The sequence below is a fragment of the Pantoea sp. SOD02 genome (genome assembly GCF_024707505.1).
GTDB lineage: Bacteria > Pseudomonadota > Gammaproteobacteria > Enterobacterales > Enterobacteriaceae > Pantoea > Pantoea symbiotica.
Genome location: NZ_CP102604.1, coordinates 752,549 through 771,725, shown reverse-complemented (window position 1 = coordinate 771,725; position 19,177 = coordinate 752,549). Strand labels below are relative to the sequence as shown.

At 53.3% G+C, this 19,177-nt stretch carries 14 protein-coding genes; 1 reads left to right on the top strand and 13 read right to left on the bottom strand.

The features are described 5' to 3' along the window. Positions 1-147: 147 nt before the first annotated feature. From carB to ribF, 8 genes are all read right to left on the bottom strand, one after another. Complete coding sequence (gene carB, locus NR302_RS03500; protein ID WP_258144582.1) at positions 148-3,369, bottom strand: carbamoyl-phosphate synthase large subunit; 3,222 nt, start codon at positions 3,367-3,369, stop codon at positions 148-150. A 13-nt stretch (positions 3,370-3,382) separates the two neighbouring features. Further along, on the bottom strand, positions 3,383-4,531 hold the full coding sequence (gene carA, locus NR302_RS03495; protein ID WP_154154263.1) for a glutamine-hydrolyzing carbamoyl-phosphate synthase small subunit: 1,149 nt from the start codon (positions 4,529-4,531) through the stop codon (positions 3,383-3,385). A 469-nt stretch (positions 4,532-5,000) separates the two neighbouring features. Beyond that, positions 5,001-5,816, bottom strand: a complete 816-nt coding sequence (gene dapB / locus NR302_RS03490; protein ID WP_258144581.1) for a 4-hydroxy-tetrahydrodipicolinate reductase — start codon at positions 5,814-5,816, stop codon at positions 5,001-5,003. Positions 5,817-6,037: 221 nt separating this feature from the next. Next, entirely contained in the window at positions 6,038-6,991 is a 954-nt protein-coding gene (gene ispH, locus NR302_RS03485) for a 4-hydroxy-3-methylbut-2-enyl diphosphate reductase (protein WP_008108655.1), read from the bottom strand. Further along, the gene (gene fkpB / locus NR302_RS03480) at positions 6,972-7,442 is read right to left on the bottom strand and encodes an FKBP-type peptidyl-prolyl cis-trans isomerase (RefSeq protein WP_008108656.1); all 471 of its coding nucleotides are present in this window, start codon (positions 7,440-7,442) and stop codon (positions 6,972-6,974) included. Before fkpB ends, ispH begins: the two co-directional genes overlap by 20 nt. Positions 7,443-7,445: 3 nt before the next feature. Further along, complete coding sequence (lspA, locus tag NR302_RS03475; protein WP_008108657.1) at positions 7,446-7,952, bottom strand: signal peptidase II; 507 nt, start codon at positions 7,950-7,952, stop codon at positions 7,446-7,448. Beyond that, on the bottom strand, positions 7,952-10,771 hold the full coding sequence (gene ileS / locus NR302_RS03470; protein WP_008108658.1) for an isoleucine--tRNA ligase: 2,820 nt from the start codon (positions 10,769-10,771) through the stop codon (positions 7,952-7,954). Before ileS ends, lspA begins: the two co-directional genes overlap by 1 nt. A gap of 27 nt (positions 10,772-10,798) precedes the next feature. Continuing rightward, complete coding sequence (gene ribF / locus NR302_RS03465) at positions 10,799-11,737, bottom strand: bifunctional riboflavin kinase/FAD synthetase (RefSeq protein ID WP_061718149.1); 939 nt, start codon at positions 11,735-11,737, stop codon at positions 10,799-10,801. A 318-nt stretch (positions 11,738-12,055) separates the two neighbouring features. Between ribF and rpsT the strand changes: the two genes are divergently transcribed. Beyond that, positions 12,056-12,319, top strand: a complete 264-nt coding sequence (gene rpsT, locus NR302_RS03460) for a 30S ribosomal protein S20 (RefSeq protein ID WP_036619798.1) — start codon at positions 12,056-12,058, stop codon at positions 12,317-12,319. 53 nt (positions 12,320-12,372) lie between these two features. On the opposite strand, the gene nhaR is transcribed toward rpsT, so the two are convergent. From nhaR to dnaK, 5 genes are all read right to left on the bottom strand, one after another. Continuing rightward, entirely contained in the window at positions 12,373-13,275 is a 903-nt protein-coding gene (nhaR, locus tag NR302_RS03455; protein WP_258144580.1) for a transcriptional activator NhaR, read from the bottom strand. A gap of 35 nt (positions 13,276-13,310) precedes the next feature. Continuing rightward, positions 13,311-14,489, bottom strand: a complete 1,179-nt coding sequence (gene nhaA / locus NR302_RS03450) for a Na+/H+ antiporter NhaA (protein ID WP_008108662.1) — start codon at positions 14,487-14,489, stop codon at positions 13,311-13,313. A 112-nt stretch (positions 14,490-14,601) separates the two neighbouring features. After that, positions 14,602-15,624 (bottom strand): hypothetical protein, encoded by a 1,023-nt coding sequence (locus tag NR302_RS03445; protein ID WP_258144579.1) that lies wholly within the window; start codon positions 15,622-15,624, stop codon positions 14,602-14,604. 266 nt (positions 15,625-15,890) lie between these two features. Then, positions 15,891-17,024, bottom strand: a complete 1,134-nt coding sequence (gene dnaJ / locus NR302_RS03440; RefSeq protein ID WP_008108664.1) for a molecular chaperone DnaJ — start codon at positions 17,022-17,024, stop codon at positions 15,891-15,893. 104 nt (positions 17,025-17,128) lie between these two features. Further along, positions 17,129-19,033, bottom strand: coding sequence for a molecular chaperone DnaK (gene dnaK, locus NR302_RS03435; RefSeq protein ID WP_258144578.1), 1,905 nt, complete (start codon positions 19,031-19,033; stop codon positions 17,129-17,131). Positions 19,034-19,177 lie beyond the last annotated feature (144 nt).

Below are 19,177 nucleotides of genomic sequence, written 5' to 3'. Positions count from 1 at the left end.
ATATTCCGAGGTGTAAGCCTTTCCGCATCAACTGATAAAACATATGTCAAATCAATAGGATTTTTACAGATAAGGATATTCAGCTGCGGGGAAAGGCCAAAAAAAACGGCTCCCGCAGGAGCCGCTTTATTACTATCAAACCAATGATTATTTAATTTGCGCGTGCATTTCCTGCACTGAAATCACTTGCTCAGTCGGATCCGCGTTCAGCGCCATCGCCGTGGCAAAGCCGCCGTTCAGCGTGGTGTCGTAATGCACTTTGTACTGCAGCGCGCTACGACGAATCAGCTTGGAGTCTTCAATTGCCTGACGTCCCGCCGTCGTGTTGACGATGTAGGTATATTCGCCGTTCTTCAGACGGTCCTGAATGTGCGGACGACCTTCATGCACCTTGTTCACCAGACGTGGATTGATGCCCGCTTCGCCCAGCACCACTGCGGTACCGTGTGTCGCATCCAGCTCGAAACCAAACTTCTGCAGTTTTGCTGCCAGGTCGACGATACGTTTCTTATCGCCTTCACGCACTGACAGCAACGCGCGACCGGTTTTCTTCATGTTGCTCTGCGCACCCAGCATCGCTTTGGCGAAGGCTTCAGCGAAGGTGCGACCTACGCCCATCACTTCACCGGTAGAGCGCATTTCTGGGCCGAGGATTGGGTCAACGCCTGGGAACTTGTTGAACGGCAGCACCACTTCTTTCACCGAGTAATACGGTGGAATCACTTCTTTGGTGACGCCCTGCTCAGCCAGCGTTTTACCGGCCATCACGCGCGCGGCAACCTTTGCCAGCGCCACGCCAGTGGCTTTCGACACGAACGGTACGGTACGCGCGGCGCGTGGGTTCACCTCAATCAGGTAAACCTCATTGTCCTTCACCGCAAACTGCACGTTCATCAGGCCACGTACGTTCAGCTCGAAGGCCAGTTTTTCCACCTGCTGACGCATCACGTTCTGGATTTCAGTGCTCAGCGTGTAGGCCGGCAGTGAACATGCGGAGTCACCGGAGTGCACGCCCGCCTGCTCGATGTGCTCCATGATGCCGCCAATCAGCACGCGTTCGCCGTCGCAAATTGCATCGACATCCACTTCAACCGCATCGTCGAGGAAGCGATCCAGCAACACTGGCGCATCGTTAGAGACCGATACCGCCGTCTGGAAGTAACGCTTCAGGTCGATTTCGTCGTAAACGATTTCCATCGCGCGGCCGCCCAGCACATAAGAAGGACGCACCACCAGCGGATAACCGATACCGGCGGCTTTCTCAACGGCCTGCTCCAGCGTAGCAACGGTGGCGTTAGCCGGTTGCTTCAGGCTCAGGCGATCAACCGCCTGCTGGAAACGCTCGCGGTCTTCTGCACGGTCAATCGAGTCCGGGCTGGTACCAATCACCGGAACGCCAGCCGCTTCCAGCGCGCGTGCCAGTTTCAGTGGCGTCTGGCCGCCGTACTGTACGATGACGCCTTTCGGCTTCTCGATACGTACGATTTCCAGCACGTCTTCCAGCGTGACCGGCTCGAAGTAGAGGCGATCCGAAGTGTCGTAATCGGTTGATACGGTTTCCGGGTTACAGTTGACCATGATGGTCTCATAACCGTCTTCACGCAGCGCCAGCGCCGCATGCACGCAGCAATAATCGAACTCGATGCCCTGGCCGATACGGTTTGGACCGCCGCCGAGAATCATGATTTTTTCACGATCCTGGTTTGGATTGGCTTCGCACTCTTCCTCGTAGGTTGAGTACATATAGGCGGTGTCGGTGGCGAATTCAGCCGCACAGGTATCAACGCGCTTATAAACCGGATGCAGGTTAAATTGCTGACGCAGCTTACGGATTTCGCCTTCAGAAACGCCCGCCAGCGCGGCCAGACGTACATCAGCAAAACCTTTACGCTTCAGCGCACGCAGGAATTCCGCATTCAGCGAGTTCACACCTTCGCGCTCAACCTGTTCTTCCAGACGCACCAGCTCTTCAATCTGCACCAGGAACCAGCGATCGATGTTGGTGAGGTTGAACACGCCATCAACCGACATGCCTGCACGGAACGCATCGGCGATGTACCAGATACGGTCAGAACCGGCATCTTTCAGTTCGCGACGAATGCGCGTTAACGCTTCTGGATCGTCAAGGCTGACTTTCGGGTCGAAACCGTTGGCACCGACTTCCAGACCGCGCAGCGCTTTCTGCATCGATTCCTGGAAGGTACGGCCAATCGCCATCACTTCGCCGACTGATTTCATCTGCGTTGTCAGACGATCGTTGGCACCGGCGAACTTCTCGAAGTTGAAGCGAGGAATCTTGGTAACGACGTAGTCGATAGAAGGTTCGAACGACGCTGGCGTTAAGCCGCCGGTAATGTCGTTCATCAGCTCATCGAGGGTGAAGCCCACCGCCAGTTTCGCCGCCACTTTGGCAATCGGGAAGCCGGTCGCTTTCGAGGCCAATGCTGACGAACGCGATACGCGCGGGTTCATTTCGATGACGATCATGCGGCCATCTTTCGGGTTCACCGAGAACTGGACGTTAGAACCGCCAGTTTCGACACCGATTTCACGCAGTACCGCCAGCGAGGCGTTACGCATGATTTGGTATTCTTTGTCAGTCAGGGTTTGCGCCGGTGCCACGGTGATGGAGTCACCGGTGTGGATGCCCATCGCATCGAAGTTTTCGATCGAGCAGACGATGATGCAGTTGTCGTTTTTATCACGCACCACTTCCATCTCGTACTCTTTCCAGCCAATCAGCGACTCATCAATCAGCAGCTCATTGGTTGGCGACAGGTCGAGACCGCGTTCGCAAATCTCTTCGAACTCTTCGCGGTTATAAGCGATACCGCCGCCGGTGCCGCCCATGGTAAAGGAAGGACGGATGATGCACGGGAAGCCAACGACTTCGGTAATCGCCAGCGCTTCTTCCATGGTGTGCGCGATACCGGAACGTGCGGTGCCCAGACCAATGCTTTTCATCGCCACATCAAAGCGACGACGGTCTTCGGCTTTATCAATGGCATCGGCAGTCGCACCAATCATGGTGACGCCAAATTCTGCCAGCACGCCCTGACGCTCCAGCTCCAGCGCACAGTTCAGCGCTGTCTGGCCGCCCATGGTTGGCAGTACCGCATCCGGACGCTCTTTTTCAATAATCTTGCGTACCACTTCCCAATGAATCGGCTCGATGTAGGTCGCATCGGCCATTTCCGGGTCGGTCATAATGGTTGCCGGGTTTGAGTTCACCAGAATGACGCGGTAGCCCTCTTCGCGCAGCGCTTTACACGCCTGCGCACCGGAGTAGTCAAATTCACATGCCTGGCCGATAACGATCGGGCCAGCACCAAGAATCAGGATGGATTTTATGTCTGTACGTTTTGGCATCGTGGGCTCCTGATTACTTCGCGTTAGAACGGTATGCTTCGATCAGTTCGATAAAGTGATCGAACAGTGGCGCCGCATCGTGCGGGCCTGGGCTCGCTTCCGGGTGTCCCTGGAAGCTGAAGGCCGGTTTGTCAGTGCGATGAATACCCTGCACGGTTTGGTCGAACAGCGACACATGCGTCACGCGCAGATTGGCTGGCAACTGGCTGTCATCAACCGCAAAACCGTGGTTCTGCGCGGTGATCATCACGGTATTGTTGTCGAGATCTTTCACCGGATGGTTGCCGCCATGGTGGCCGAGTTTCATCTTGATGGTTTTGGCACCGCTCGCCAGCGCTAACAGCTGATGGCCAAGGCAGATACCGAATACCGGAACATCGGTTTTCAGAAACGCCTGAATGGCGTTAATCGCGTAGTCGCACGGCTCCGGGTCGCCAGGACCGTTCGACAGGAAAATACCGTCTGGATTAAGTGCCAGAACCTCTTCCGCCGGGGTTTTCGCCGGTACTACCGTTAGGCGGCAGCCGCGATCCACCAGCATGCGCAGGATGTTGCGCTTGGCACCGTAATCGTACGCCACCACATGGAACGGTAACTCTTCCGCCGTTTTCTGTTCCGGCAGGTCACCTTCCAGTGTCCAGCTACCTTGCTGCCACGCGTAGGTTTCAGCGGTGGTCACTTCTTTCGCCAGATCCATGCCTTTCAAGCCCGGGAACGCCTGCGCTTTTTGCAGTGCCAGTGCGGCATCTGGATTATCGCCCGCAATAATGCAGCCGCTCTGTGCGCCCTTCTCGCGCAGCAAACGGGTCAGTTTGCGCGTGTCGATATCGGCGATACCAACGATGTTATTGCGCTGCAGGTAAGCTGACAGACTTTCTTCACTGCGGAAGTTGCTGGTAATCAGCGGCAGATCGCGAATAACGAGGCCTTGAGCATGGATTTGGCTGGATTCTTCATCGGCGGCGTTAACGCCAACATTGCCGATATGGGGATAAGTGAGGGTAACGATTTGGCGGGAATAGGAAGGATCAGTGAGGATTTCTTGATAACCGGTCATTGAAGTGTTGAAAACAACTTCTCCCACTGCCGACCCCGTAGCCCCGATGGCCCGACCGTGGAATTGGGTTCCGTCTTCCAGAACCAAGAGCGCTGACTTAATCAAAACATCCTCCAGGGAATAAACAGTCACAATATTTGCATATTAATTCAAAAGCAGTGCCAGAATCAATGCAAAACCCGCCTGAGTACTCGAATTTTGGCAAATTGCGCGCATTCTAATGATCGCCCCGCACCTTGTCTACAACATGTGGTTATTTTTTTGTATATTTCGGGCAACTGAATGTTAAAAACGGTGAAAGGCGACAAAAGAGTGAGATAACTCGGAAAAATAATCGGTTGCCTGACGGCAATAATGGCAAAGTGATGCTAACACGCATAAATTTTTGACCAAATGGTCAAAAATAGCCATCGCAAGCCTGATAAACGCTCATTAACTGCAACAAATGAACCCTTCGCAGTGAAAAACAATCAAACCATCCATTTACAGATAAAATAAAGGGCAATGATAACATTGCCCTCGTCAATCAAGGTCTTACCGATTGAAATAACCACATCACGATGGTTCACAACACTCACAACATCGATAAATCCAGCACATTACGCATATCATAAAGGCCAGATTTCTTGTTCTTTAACCAACTTGCCGCTTTAACTGCACCATTTGCAAAGGTCATACGGCTGGAAGCCTTGTGGGTAATCTCTACACGCTCACCAATATCTGCAAACATCGCGGTATGTTCACCCACGATATCGCCGGCGCGCACGGTAGCAAATCCGATGGTTTGCGCTTTACGCTCACCGGTATGACCTTCACGGGCATATACCGCGTGCTCATCCAAATTCCACTTCATGGCATCGGCAATCGCCTCGCCCATCGCCAGCGCTGTACCTGATGGTGCATCAACTTTATGACGATGGTGCGCTTCTACAATTTCAATATCCGCGTAGTCGCCCATTACCTTCGCCGCCTGCTGCAGCAGATTCAGCACCAGGTTGACGCCCACGCTGAAATTGGCAGCGAACACGATGCCAATCTCTTCGGCTGCCGCGCGAATCGCCGCTTTGCCGGCTTCATCAAAACCGGTGGTGCCGATCACCATCGCTTTGTTGTGCTGGCGGCAAAACGCCAGATACTCCAGCGTGCCTTCCGGACGGGTGAAATCGATTAGGACATCGAAGTCGTTAACCACCTTTTGCAGATCGTCAGAGACAATCACGCCCGTTTTGCCGATGCCCGCCAGTTCGCCAGCATCAACGCCCAGCAATGACGAACCGCTACGTGCCAGTGCCGCGCCGAGCGCAACACCTTCCGCCTGCTGTACGGCCTGAATCAAATTGCGTCCCATGCGACCCGGCGCACCAACGATAGCAATGCGGATTTCACTCATAATTATTCATTCCTGATACAAATCTATGCATGTAAAGCGTAAACAGGTTAACGGTCAGATAACAGTCACGCCACAATAATAAAGGGATATAAGAATTTTATGCCAGCCGCGAAACATTATCAGTAAAAGCAATCCCGCATGCTGGAAGTGGGATTTCTGTCTGCGACAGGCAAAGAAAAGGCCGAACAATGTCGGCCTGATTTTACTGCGGTGTGAACCGCTTACTGCACATTACGCACGTCGACGCGCAGCTCTTTCGGTACTTCAAACACAATGTTCTCTTCACGGCCAATCAGCTCAATCGCCGCTTCACCGCCGAGCTCACGCAGACGCTGAATCACCTGCTGCACCAGAATATCTGGAGCAGATGCGCCCGCAGTGACGCCGATGATCTGCTTATCTTTGACCCACTCTTCCTGAATGTCATCAGCCGAATCGATCAGCTTAGCCAGCTTACCAGCACGCTGCGCCAGTTCGGCCAGACGGTTCGAGTTAGAGGAGTTTTTCGATCCTACGACCAGCACCACTTCAGCATCTCGCGCCAGCACGCGAACAGCTTCCTGACGGTTGGTGGTGGCGTAGCAGATGTCATCTTTACGTGGACCGATAATCGCCGGGAAGCGCTGACGCAGTGCATCAATCACGTCCGAAGTATCATCGACTGACAGCGTGGTCTGCGTCATAAAGCACAGGTTGCTCTCATCTTTGACGTTCAGCTTGAACACATCTTCCGGCGATTCCACCAGATACATACCGCCGTTGGGATTGCTGTACTGGCCCATGGTGCCTTCCACTTCCGGATGTCCCGCGTGGCCAATAAGAATCGCTTCAACACCTTTGCGACTGGCGCGCGCGACTTCCATATGCACTTTTGTCACCAGCGGACAGGTGGCATCAAACAGCATGGTGAGATTACGCGCTTTGGCTTCGGCGCGAACCGCTTGCGATACGCCGTGTGCGGAGAAGATCAGAATGGCGTTATCCGGTACTTCAGCGATCTCTTCAATAAAGATCGCCCCGCGCTCGCGCAAGCTGCTCACCACGTAGCGGTTATGCACCACTTCGTGACGCACGTAGATGGGCGCGCCGTACATCTCAAGCGCGCGCTCAACGATGCTGATGGCGCGATCAACGCCTGCGCAGAAACCGCGTGGGTTAGCTAACAGGATTTGCATCGTTGGCCTCCAGCGCCGGATCAATCTCCAGCACTTCAATATCAAACTGAATGCGCTGACCCGCCAGCGGATGATTGAAGTCTACGGTGATTGAGTCGCCGGAAACTTCACGGATCACGCCCGGCATTTCGCTGCCGCCACGGCCGCTGAACAGCATAATGGCGCCGACTTCCGGTTCGCCCGCGTCGTTAAAGTCACGACGCGAGAAGTACTGAACCAGATCCGGGCTGGTGCCGCCGAAGGCATCTTCCGGCTCGAGGGTAAAGGCGTGCTTGTCGCCCACTTTACGCCCCAGAAGCTGCTGTTCCAGCGCGGCTGAAAGGCTGCCATCGCCCAGACAGAACAGCGCAGGTTTGCCGTTGGCGCGCGTGGATTCCGCCGTCGAGCCATCTTCCAGCTTCAGCGTAAAATGCACCAGCAACGCGCTATCGCGCTGAACAGACTCACTCATTTTTTACCCTTTATCTTTTGCCGGTTTGCCGTTCGGGCTGAGAAAACCTTCCAGCACCACCAGCGCCGCGCCGATACAGATGGCACAGTCGGCGATGTTGAAGGTCGCGAAGTGCCAGTCTCCGACATAGAAGTCGATAAAATCGACCACAAAGCCGTGATACGAACGGTCAAACAGGTTACCCAACGCCCCGCCGATAATCAGCGCGTAAGCAATATTGGTTAATTTGTTGCTGGCAGCATTGCGATACATCATCACCAACAGCGCCACGACGATAGCAATGGCGATGCCGGCAAAGAACCAACGCTGCCAGCCGCCTTTGTCGGCCAGGAAGCTGAACGCCGCGCCATAGTTATGCGCATAGAACAGATTCAGGAACGGCATCAGCGGCTGCGTTTCATGCAGCATCATGTTATCCATGACCCACATTTTGCTGCCAAAATCGATGGCGATCACAACCAGCACCAGCCAAAGCCAGCGCAAACCGGTCGAAGAAATAGCTTTACTCATCAGGCAAATTTCCGCTGCTCGCCGTTTCCGGACACGTTAGTGTAGCAACGGCCACATACCGCAGCGTGCTCAGGATTCTGGCCAACGTCAGTAGTGTAATGCCAGCAGCGCGGACATTTCTCGCCTTCTGCTTTGTGCAGCGCGATTTTCAGACCTTTGAACAGTTCGCTCTGCTGCGCTTCATCGCTGGCAGTGGCGTAATCCGCCACGGTTGCGCCTGAAGTTAACAGCACGAAACGCAGCTCATCACCCAACGCCTGCAGCTTGGCGGCCAGCTCGGCATCCGCATACAGCGTGACCGTGGCTTCCAGCGCGCCACCGATGCGTTTATCGCTACGCGCTTGCTCGATGACCTTGTTCACTTCACCGCGCACTTTCAGCAGATCATCCCAATAGGCGTCGTTCAGCGCTTCGTTATCCGCCAGACCAAACAGATCCTGATACCACTCTTCGGTGAACACGTATTTCGCGCGCTCGCCCGGCAGGTAGCCCCAGATTTCGTCTGCGGTGAAGGACATGATTGGTGCCATCCAGCGCACCAGCGCTTCAACGATATGCCACAGCGCGGTTTGGCAGCTGCGACGCGCCAGGCTGTCGCCTTTCGCGGTGTACTGACGATCTTTGATCACATCGAGATAGAACGAGCCCATTTCGATAGAGCAGAAGTGCATCAGACGCTGCACCACTTCGTGGAAATCGTAGTTTTCGTAGGAGTGCACGATATCCTGCTGCGCTGCCAGCGCACGGCCAACCGCCCAGCGATCCACCACCACCATCTCTTCCGGCTTGACGCAATCGGTCGCCGGATTGAAGCCAGCAAGGTTAGCCAGCAGGAAACGCGCGGTGTTACGGATACGACGATAGCTGTCTGCGGCACGCTTGAGGATTTCGTCGGAGACCGCCATCTCACCGGAGTAATCGGTAGAGGCGACCCACAGACGCAGAATATCCGCGCCCAGCTTATCCATCACATCCTGTGGCGCCACGGTGTTGCCGATCGATTTAGACATCTTGCGGCCCTGACCATCCACGGTGAAACCGTGCGTCAGTACCTGACGATAAGGCGCTTTGCCTTTCATCGCTGTGGAGATCATCAGAGAAGACATGAACCAGCCGCGATGCTGATCCGAACCTTCAAGATACATATCCGGCGTATGGCCACCGAATTCCGGACGCGCATCCACTACCGCGTAGCTTGTTGATCCGGAGTCGAACCACACGTCTAAGGTGTCTGGCACTTTAACGTAGTGGTCAGCGTCATCGCCCATCAGATCGCGCGGGTCGAGATCCCACCACGCCTGAATACCGTCCTGCTCAACCAGCTTGGCGACTTTCTCCATCAGCTCCAGCGTATCCGGATGCAGCTGCTCGCTCTCTTTATGCACGAACAGCGCCATCGGCACGCCCCACGTACGCTGACGTGAGATACACCAGTCCGGACGGTTCGCCACCATCGCTTCGATACGCGCCTGGCCCCAATCCGGGATCCACTGCACGCCTTTGATCTCTTTCAGCGACTGTGCACGCAGCCCTTTCTGATCCATGCTGATGAACCATTGTGGCGTGGCACGGAAGATGATCGGCGTTTTGTGACGCCAGCAGTGCGGGTAGCTGTGCAGCAGTTTCTCAACGTGCAGCAGCGCACCCTTCTCTTTCAGCAGCTCAACGATCATGTCGTTGGCTTTGAAGACGTTTACGCCATCCAGCGTTGGGTAGGTGCCTGGCAGATACGCGCCATCCGGACCCACCGGATTAGCGGTTTCCAGGCCGTATTTCTGACCGATAACATAGTCATCCGGGCCGTGGCCTGGCGCGGTATGTACCGCACCGGTACCGGCTTCCAGCGTCACGTGCTCACCCAGAACCACTTTCGATTGGATCTGCTCAAGGAACGGATGCTGGAACAGTTGCAGCTCAAGCGCCGCACCGTTGCATTCGCCCAGTACTTTCCAGTCACTGATGCCGGCGCGCTTCATCACGCTCTCAACCATCTCTTTGGCGAGAATCAGGCTACGACCTTCAATCTGCAGCAGCTGATATTCAAATTCCGGATGCAGCGAAATACCGCGGTTGGCTGGCATAGTCCACGGCGTGGTGGTCCAGATCACCAGTGAAACCGGGCCTTCTGAAGCGGCGACGCCAAACTTCGCGCGCACTGCATCGGCATCAACGGCATTGAACATCACGTCGATAGATGGCGAGGTTTTGTCGTAATACTCCACTTCCGCTTCAGCCAGTGCCGAGCGGCAATCCATGCACCAGTGCACCGGCTTAGCGCCTTTGTGCAGATGGCCGTTGCCGATGATTTTACCCAGCGCACGAATGATGTTGGCTTCGGTCTGGAAGTTCATCGTCAGGTAAGGACGATCCCAGTCACCCAGCACGCCGAGACGGATGAAGTCATTTTTCTGACCTTCAACCTGCTCCGCCGCGTATTGGCGGCAAGCGGCACGGAATTCAGCCGCGCTGACTTTCTCGCCCGGCTTACCAATCATCTGCTCAACTTTGTGCTCAATCGGCAAACCGTGGCAGTCCCAACCGGGAACGTACGGCGAGTCAAAGCCCGCCATGCCTTTCGACTTGACGATAATGTCTTTCAGAATCTTGTTAACTGAGTGACCAATATGAATGCTGCCGTTCGCATATGGAGGGCCATCATGCAAAATAAAGGTTTTTTTCCCTTTCTTGGCTTCGCGGATGATGCCGTACAGGTTGTCATCATACCAACGTTGCAGCATTCCCGGTTCGCGCTTGGCCAGATCGCCACGCATCGGGAACCCCGTTTCCGGCAAATTCAGGGTAGATTTATAGTCACTCATCAGATTCTCGATTCCGTATTTCGGTCATTAAACCGGTGTTTTTAGCCCAAAGAATTGGCGGGCCGTCACCACATCTTTCGCAATTTGTTCTTTCAGCGCGTCCAGCGAAGCGAAACGCTGTTCATCGCGAATCTTCTGTTTCAGCACCACTTCAATGTGACGCCCATAGAGATTCATATTTGTGTCGAGCAGGTGAACTTCAAGCTGCTGACGTAAACCTTTTACCGTTGGGCGCGTACCAATATTGGCCACGCCGGGCAGCGGCTGATCGCCGAGGCCCAACACTTCTACCGCAAATACGCCTTTAACCGGCGTAACGGTGCGACGCAAAGGGAGATTAGCCGTTGGGAAACCGATGGTGCGCCCAAGTGCATCACCGTGCACTACGCGACCTGAGATGCTGAACGGATGGCCCAGCAGCGCTTCGGCTTGCGCAAAATCATCCTGCGCCAGCGCCTGACGAACGGCGGTACTGCTGATGCGCTTGCCGCTATCGCAATAGGTTTGGGTGCTGATGACTTCAAAGCCATACTCCGCACCGGCTTTCTGTAATAACAGGAAATCCCCCTGGCGACCAGCGCCGAAGCGGAAATCATCACCGACGGCCAGGAACTTGACGTTCAGCTTGTCCACCAGCAATTCGGAAATAAAACTCTGCGCCGAATGCGCAGCGAAGCGACGATCAAAACGTACGCAAAGTACGGCATCAACGCCCGCTTGTTCGAGGTACTTCAGCTTTTCACGCAAACGCGTAAGGCGCGCCGGGGCTTTATCGCCGGCAAACAGCTCAAGCGGTTGTGGCTCAAAGACCATCACCACCACCGGCAGATTGCGTTTTCGTCCTTCAGCAATTAATTCAGCCATCAAAGCCTGGTGGCCGCGATGTACGCCGTCGAAATTACCAATGGTCAGGACGCAGCCGCGATGCTGCTCTTTCAGATTATAAATACCGCGGATAAACTTCATGGCTGACTCAAACCGGTGGAAATCGGCGGATTATACCCTTGAATGGCGTTTAGGTTAACCCGTATACGTGCCTTTCCTGCTTCTGGCGCGGCTTATTCCACGCGTAGCCAGTTGCTTAGCAAGGATCTGAAGATTTTTGCTGCGAAATACTGTATTCAACGCCGCGTTGCTGGTAGAATCCTGCGCCATCAATTACGTAATCGAGTGTTGTTTTTAAAACGACGCTTATTTGCACAAATCCATTGACATAAGAAGGCGCAAAAGGCATAGTCCTCGGCCTTTGATTTGTCCATATAGATCACATTTGGGAGTTGGACCTTGGCTAATATCAAATCAGCTAAGAAACGCGCCGTAACATCTGAGAAACGTCGCAAGCATAACGCAAGCAACCGTTCAATGATGCGTACTTTCATTAAGAAAGTATACGCGGCTATCGCAACAGGCGACAAAGCTGCTGCGCAGAACGCATTCAACGAAATGCAACCACTCGTGGACCGTCAGGCTGCTAAAGGTCTGATCCACAAAAACAAAGCTGCACGTCATAAAGCAAACCTGACTGCTCAGATCAACAAACTGGCTTAATCGCCCGTCTGTTAATCGCTTTGTAAAAAAGAACCGGCGCTTAGCCGGTTTTTTTATGCCTGCAATTCAGTGGAAAACAGCGCACTGAAGTCGCGATGGCAGATCCGCTGTACCGCCGGATGCTGAATCATCCGCTCAGCAAAGATCACGTGATACTCCTCCATCACCGCATCCAAACGCCCAATCTCTTTAATAGCATCATCACGGTAAATCTCGTCGCCATACAGTGTGGGAGCCACAAATATCGCGTTGTTCAGCGCACCAAATGCCTTCATTAATGCCGCATCATCAAACTCACCCAGAATCTCCACCTGCATGCTCTGGCTGTGGATCCAGTTCAGCAGTTTGCGGCCCAGCATCGAGCGACGACCCGGAATCAGCAAGCGACGCTCTTCTAGGCAGGCGGGAAACGGCAAAGTCGGTAACGGCGTGTTGCACCAGAAGCTGATCGGACATTCGCCTAGCTTGACCGAAAACAGCCCTTCCTGCTGAGTGGAATCAATTGGGCAATCGGAGAGAATCATATCCAGCTTGTGCTGGCTTAGCTGTTCGAGCAGCATCTCGTGCGTTGACTCAAAGCAGCGCAGATGAATTCGCTCTTCAGCCACCACCGCCGCCTCCAGCACCTTACTCACCAACTGCTTTGACAGCGCATCCGCCACGCCCACATCAAACAGCAGATGCGACTCTTTGCGGTAGTTAACGATATCGAGCATCTCATGACTCAGCATGAACATGCGATCGGCATAGCGGAACACCAGTTGCCCAAGCTCATTGGGCACCAAACCGCGTCCCTGACGGCGAAACAGCACGCCGCCGAGTTGCTCTTCCAGCGATTTAATCTGGCCGGTAACCGTCTGTGGCGCCAGGCACAGCACATCCGCCGCACGCACCACCGAGCCGGTTTTACACACCTGCCAGAAATAGTAGAGATGATTAAAATTGAGCTGATTCATCGGCAAAAAAAGGAGGCTTTCGCCTCCTTCCTCTCTTAACGCAGTTTAATTCGTAGCAGCGTGTAGCCAATGACCGCCGAAAGCAGCGAGCCACTGAGAATCCCCAGTTTGGAGAAGGTCACCAGTTGCTCGTGGGCGGCATCAAACGCCAGCGAACTAATAAAAATCGACATAGTGAAGCCGATACCGCATAGCACACCAATCGCCATGATATCGCGTATGGTGGTACCTCCCGGTAGCACCGCCAGCCGCCACTTGACTGCCAGCCAGCAGAACAACGTGATGCCCAACGGTTTACCAATCAGCAAGCCAAGAATGATGCCCAGCGGCTCTGGCGACAGCGCATCCATAAAGGTAATACCGGTCAGCGAAATACCGGCGTTAGCGAAAGCGAACAGCGGCAGAATCAGCCAGTTGACCCACGGCATCAAACCATGCGCCAGATGCTCGGCCGGAGAATGGCCGTTCTTCTCTTCCAGCGGCACGAAGAAGCCAACAATCACGCCCGCCAACGTTGCGTGGACGCCAGACTTGAGCACCGCCGTCCACAGCACAATACCGACCAACATATAGATGGCAATGTTACGCACGCCGCAGCGATTAAGAATCGCCAGCAGCACAATCGCACCGGCGGCAACACTCAATGACAACACCGAAAGATCGCTGGTATAGAACAGCGCGATGATCACAATAGCGCCAAGATCATCAATAATCGCCAGCGCCATCAGGAACACTTTCAGCGCAGTCGGTACGCGACTGCCCAGCAGCGCCAACACGCCCAAAGCGAAAGCAATATCGGTGGCGGTTGGAATCGCCCAGCCGTTACGCGCAATAGGATCGCCGTGGTTGAAGAACAGGAAAATAAGTCCTGGCACCACCATACCGCCAATTGCCGCGATGACCGGGAAAATGGCGCGATCGCGACTGGCGAGCTCGCCAGTAATCAGCTCGCGTTTCACTTCCAAACCAATCACTAGGAAAAACAGCGCCATCATGGCATCGTTAATCCACAGCAGCAGGTTTTTACTGATGTCTAATGCGCCAAAGCGAATCTGCACCGGCTCAGCAAGAAACGATTGATAACCTTGAGCGGTTTCTGCGCTGTTCGCCAAAATCATCGCCGCAACGGCCGCCAGAATCAGCACCATGCCGTTACTGGCGTCACTGGCGATAAAACTTTTCAGCAAGCTTCGAATAGAACGGGATTTGTTCACAACTCCTCCTGAGTAGAGACATTTAGGCTGAGAAGTGTAGCGATTCAGACACCTCGTTAAAAGCAGCTTATGTCTCGTTAATTGCTCGGTAATACCGATGCATAATCACCTCTTAATGGAATAAGTCCAAATGCAGGTAAAAATAAAGCATATACCAAGCGGCATAAGCCACCAGCAAATACAGGGCAAGCGCCACCAGAAACGCTAATGTGGTACCGCATGCGGTGCGGCAGAGTGGCACCTTGCGCGGCGTGAACAGGACGGCAATCAATGGAATGATAAATAAGAAATGGCCAATGAAATCGATCATACCGAACGGAATAACGGCGGCGATGACAAAGAACGCCATCAAGCCAATACCAGCATAACCCGCTGCACGACCACTAAAGATATGCCAGGCACAGCAAAACTCCACAAAGCCTGCCGCACGGACGAAGAATTCCCAGTCCATGCCCATCGCCAGATAACTATGCTCTTCTAACAGATGGTAAAAGAGATCGGGTTGCATGAATTTTTCAATTGCACCCCACAAGAATGAATATGCCAGCGTAAAACGTACTAATTCAATGGTTAGGCCACGTACTTTATCGCCGCCTAAGGTTTGCATGATCAGATAGACACCGGTGCCAATAAACACCAGATAATCCAGCATATGGAAGGTGCCGTATAATTGGGTGGCGTAGCTGTAAAGGAATAAGATACCAACACCAGCAATTAAACTTGTACGACGGTGAAAAGCGGTCAGAGCAATTAGCGCATGTACATAACGCATCGCCGGATTTTCAACCACTAATTCTGGCGTCAGAATAATATGTGGAAAGCTTAGCGTCAGCGTTAAAAAGAATGCTGAAGTACCATAACGCATTATGGCCGGCACGCAATTCTCCAGCAGCGTTAATTTTGGTTGCCATTCGGGTACATCAACTGGCGATGCCAGTTTACGATCCAGCACCGAGGTTAGAAATATAACAATCGTTGCAAGGGCCAGCAGCCCCATAAACTCCATAGACTGCAGCATATTCAATAGTGAAGCTGGGCGATTCTCGGTGTTGTAATCGACAAACCATTTAACATGCGCAGCGGCAGTTAAAGGCAACAACGACATGAGAATGAAAACTTCCCGTATATAAAACATGATTACTCCAATCAATTAACTTAATATTCACAAGCATCCCTGATGCCGCCATTGCAAATAAATGCACGTATGACCGCCGAGAGATCAATTTAGATATATAGATTGAAGTAGTATTCAAGCCTTGAATTTGAAAGTAAAACCAATAAATAGATTTCACACATCTTTAATGATTATTAAGATGAGTTTAACGGATTTTAATATCATTAATAATGAATATAAAAAAAGCGGAAAGTTTCCTCTCCGCTTTTTATACATCTAAGACGGGATTAACGCGTTAAATCGTCAAAGAACTTCTTCACACCGTCGAGGAAGCTTTTGGAGCGCGGGCTATTTTTCTCGCCGCTTGGGCCACCAAAACTCTCTTCCAGTTCACGCAGCAGCGCTTTCTGTTTGTCGTTGAGGCTGACTGGCGTTTCCACCACTACACGACACAGCAAATCACCTACCGCACCGCCACGCACCGATTTCACGCCTTTACCGCGCATGCGGAACAGCTTGCCGGTTTGCGTTTCAGAAGGCACTTTCAGGTTCACGCGGCCATCAAGCGTCGGCACTTCAATCTCGCCGCCCAATGCTGCCATCGCGAAGTTAATCGGCACTTCGCAGTACAGATTGTTATCTTCACGCTCGAAGATCGGGTGTTTTTTCACCGAAACCTGAACGTACAGATCGCCCGCTGGTGCGCCGTGTTCGCCCGCTTCACCTTCGCCGGTCAGACGAATGCGATCGCCGGTATCCACGCCTGCAGGAATTTTCACCGACAGGGTTTTACTGCGCTCAACGCGACCGTGACCATGGCAAGCATTGCACGGATCTTTAATCACTGAACCGCGACCATGACAGGTCGGACACGCCTGCTGCACGGTGAAGAAGCCCTGACGCATCTGCACCTGACCAGCACCATGACAGGTATGACAGGTCTGCGGTTTGGTTCCCGCTTTCGCGCCGCTGCCGTGGCAGACATCGCACTCTTCCAGAGTTGGAATGCGGATCTCTTTGGTCACGCCGCGTACCGCTTCTTCCAGCGTTAGCTCCATGTTGTAGCGTAAATCGGCGCCACGTGAGGCACGCTGACGGCGGCCACCACCAAAAATATCGCCAAAGACGTCGCCAAAGATATCGCTGAAGTCAGCACCGCCGCCGCCGAAGCCGCCACCACCGCCCATGCCACCTTGTTCAAAGGCTGCATGACCATATTGGTCGTAGGCCGCACGCTTCTGTGCGTCGGTCAGAATTTCGTAGGCTTCCTTAATTTCTTTAAACTTCGCTTCGGCTTCTTTATTGTCCGGATTACGGTCCGGATGGTATTTCATCGCCAGGCGCTTATAAGCCTTTTTGATTTCACGCTCATCTGCGGATTTAGAGACGCCTAAGATCTCGTATAAATCACTCTTAGCCATATTTGTTCTGCCCTTAACATGATCGCACGGGCGTGGAGAGATCTCCTACGCCCGTGCTGGTTTCAACGGCTGTCAGGCCAGCCGTCGCGCCCGGTCAGGGGCAATTATTTTTTGTCTTTAACTTCTTCGAACTCAGCGTCGACAACATCGTCATCTTTCTGTGCAGTTGCATCGCCTGCATCAGCTGCCTGACCTTGCTGCTGTGCCAGCTCCATCAGTTTGCTGGACACTTCCATCAATGCCTGCATTTTGGCTTCGATGTCTGCTTTGTCTTCGCCTTTCAGCGCGGTGTTCAGCTCGGTCAACGCCGCTTCGATTGGTGCTTTATCTTCAGCAGACAGTTTGTCGCCCGCTTCGTCCAGCTGCTTACGGGTGCTGTGCGAAATCTGATCGCCCTGGTTACGGGTCTGAACCAGCTCTTCGAACTTACGGTCAGACTCGGCGTTCGCTTCCGCGTCACGCACCATTTTTTCGATCTCTTCTTCGTTCAGACCAGAAGACGCCTTGATGGTGATCTTCTGCTCTTTACCGCTGTTTTTGTCTTTCGCCGACACGTGCAGGATACCATCCGCATCGATATCGAAGGTCACTTCGATCTGCGGCATGCCGCGCGGTGCAGACTGAATACCGTCGAGGTTGAACTGGCCCAGTGATTTGTTATCGCCTGAACGCTTACGCTCACCCTGCAGCACGTGAATGGTCACGGCAGACTGGTTATCTTCAGCAGTCGAGAACACCTGGCTGTGCTTGGTTGGGATGGTGGTGTTCTTGCTGATCAGCGAAGTCATCACGCCGCCCATGGTTTCGATACCCAGCGACAGCGGGGTAACGTCCAGCAGCAGAACATCTTTCACTTCACCCGCCAACACGCCACCCTGAACCGCAGCACCAACGGCTACCGCTTCATCCGGGTTCACGTCTTTACGTGGCTCTTTGCCGAAGAACTCAGTCACTTTGGCCTGAACCATTGGCATACGCGTTTGACCGCCTACCAGGATCACGTCGTTGATGTCTGAACCAGACAGACCCGCATCCTGCAGAGCCACTTTCAGCGGCTCGATTGAGCGAGATACCAAATCTTCAACCAGAGATTCCAGCTTCGCACGCGTTACTTTGATGTTCAGGTGCTTAGGACCGGTCGCATCCGCCGTGATGTACGGCAGGTTAACGTCGGTCTGCTGCGCTGAAGAGAGCTCGATTTTGGCTTTCTCTGCCGCTTCTTTCAGACGCTGCATTGCCAGCGGATCGTTGTGCAGATCTATGCCCTGATCTTTCTTAAATTCAGCCACCAGATAGTTAATCAGACGGCTATCGAAGTCTTCACCACCCAGGTGGGTATCACCGTTAGTTGCCAGAACTTCGAAGGTTTTCTCGCCATCAACTTCATCGATCTCAATGATTGAGATATCGAAAGTACCGCCGCCCAGGTCGTATACCGCGATGGTGCGGTTGCCCTGACCTTTATCCAGACCGTAAGCCAGTGCTGCTGCGGTTGGTTCGTTGATGATACGTTTTACTTCCAGACCTGCGATACGGCCGGCGTCTTTGGTCGCCTGACGCTGCGCATCGTTGAAGTAAGCTGGAACGGTAATAACCGCTTCAGTTACAGCTTCACCGAGGAAATCTTCCGCGGTTTTCTTCATCTTTTTCAGCACTTCAGCAGAGATCTGCGGCGGTGCCATTTTCTGGCCCTTCACATCAATCCATGCGTCGCCGTTATCCGCGCCGATGATTTTGTAAGGCATGATTTTAATATCACGCTGTACTTCTTCGTCCTGGAAGCGACGGCCAATCAGGCGCTTAATCGCAAACAGGGTATTCTGCGGGTTGGTCACAGACTGACGTTTAGCCGGTGAACCAACCAGAGTTTCGCCATCCTGTGCATACGCAATAATCGACGGCGTGGTGCGGTCGCCTTCGGCGTTTTCCAGCACGCGTGCTTTACCACCATCCATAACTGCAACACATGAGTTGGTTGTACCCAAGTCAATACCAATAATCTTACCCATCTAAACATCTCCCACTTAAATTCTTTGCCAATTAGGGTTGTGAAACAGAGATGCGGTCAAACTGACCACTTTCAACTGCTGAAGCAGGCTTTTTTTGCTGCCTCACAACGCTCGATGACAAGTAAATGGGGCCGGTTCGATGCG

Bases quoted from the DNA above. Each gene is read 5' to 3' on its own strand.
- carB (WP_258144582.1), bottom strand. From the start codon at position 3,369: ATGCCAAAACGTACAGACATAAAATCCATCCTGATTCTTGGTGCTGGC.
- dapB (WP_258144581.1), bottom strand. From the start codon at position 5,816: ATGAGTGAAATCCGCATTGCTATCGTTGGTGCGCCGGGTCGCATGGGA.
- ispH (WP_008108655.1), bottom strand. From the start codon at position 6,991: ATGCAAATCCTGTTAGCTAACCCACGCGGTTTCTGCGCAGGCGTTGAT.
- fkpB (WP_008108656.1), bottom strand. From the start codon at position 7,442: ATGAGTGAGTCTGTTCAGCGCGATAGCGCGTTGCTGGTGCATTTTACG.
- lspA (WP_008108657.1), bottom strand. From the start codon at position 7,952: ATGAGTAAAGCTATTTCTTCGACCGGTTTGCGCTGGCTTTGGCTGGTG.
- ileS (WP_008108658.1), bottom strand. From the start codon at position 10,771: ATGAGTGACTATAAATCTACCCTGAATTTGCCGGAAACGGGGTTCCCG.
- ribF (WP_061718149.1), bottom strand. From the start codon at position 11,737: ATGAAGTTTATCCGCGGTATTTATAATCTGAAAGAGCAGCATCGCGGC.
- nhaR (WP_258144580.1), bottom strand. From the start codon at position 13,275: ATGAATCAGCTCAATTTTAATCATCTCTACTATTTCTGGCAGGTGTGT.
- NR302_RS03445 (WP_258144579.1), bottom strand. From the start codon at position 15,624: ATGTTTTATATACGGGAAGTTTTCATTCTCATGTCGTTGTTGCCTTTA.
- dnaJ (WP_008108664.1), bottom strand. From the start codon at position 17,024: ATGGCTAAGAGTGATTTATACGAGATCTTAGGCGTCTCTAAATCCGCA.
- dnaK (WP_258144578.1), bottom strand. From the start codon at position 19,033: ATGGGTAAGATTATTGGTATTGACTTGGGTACAACCAACTCATGTGTT.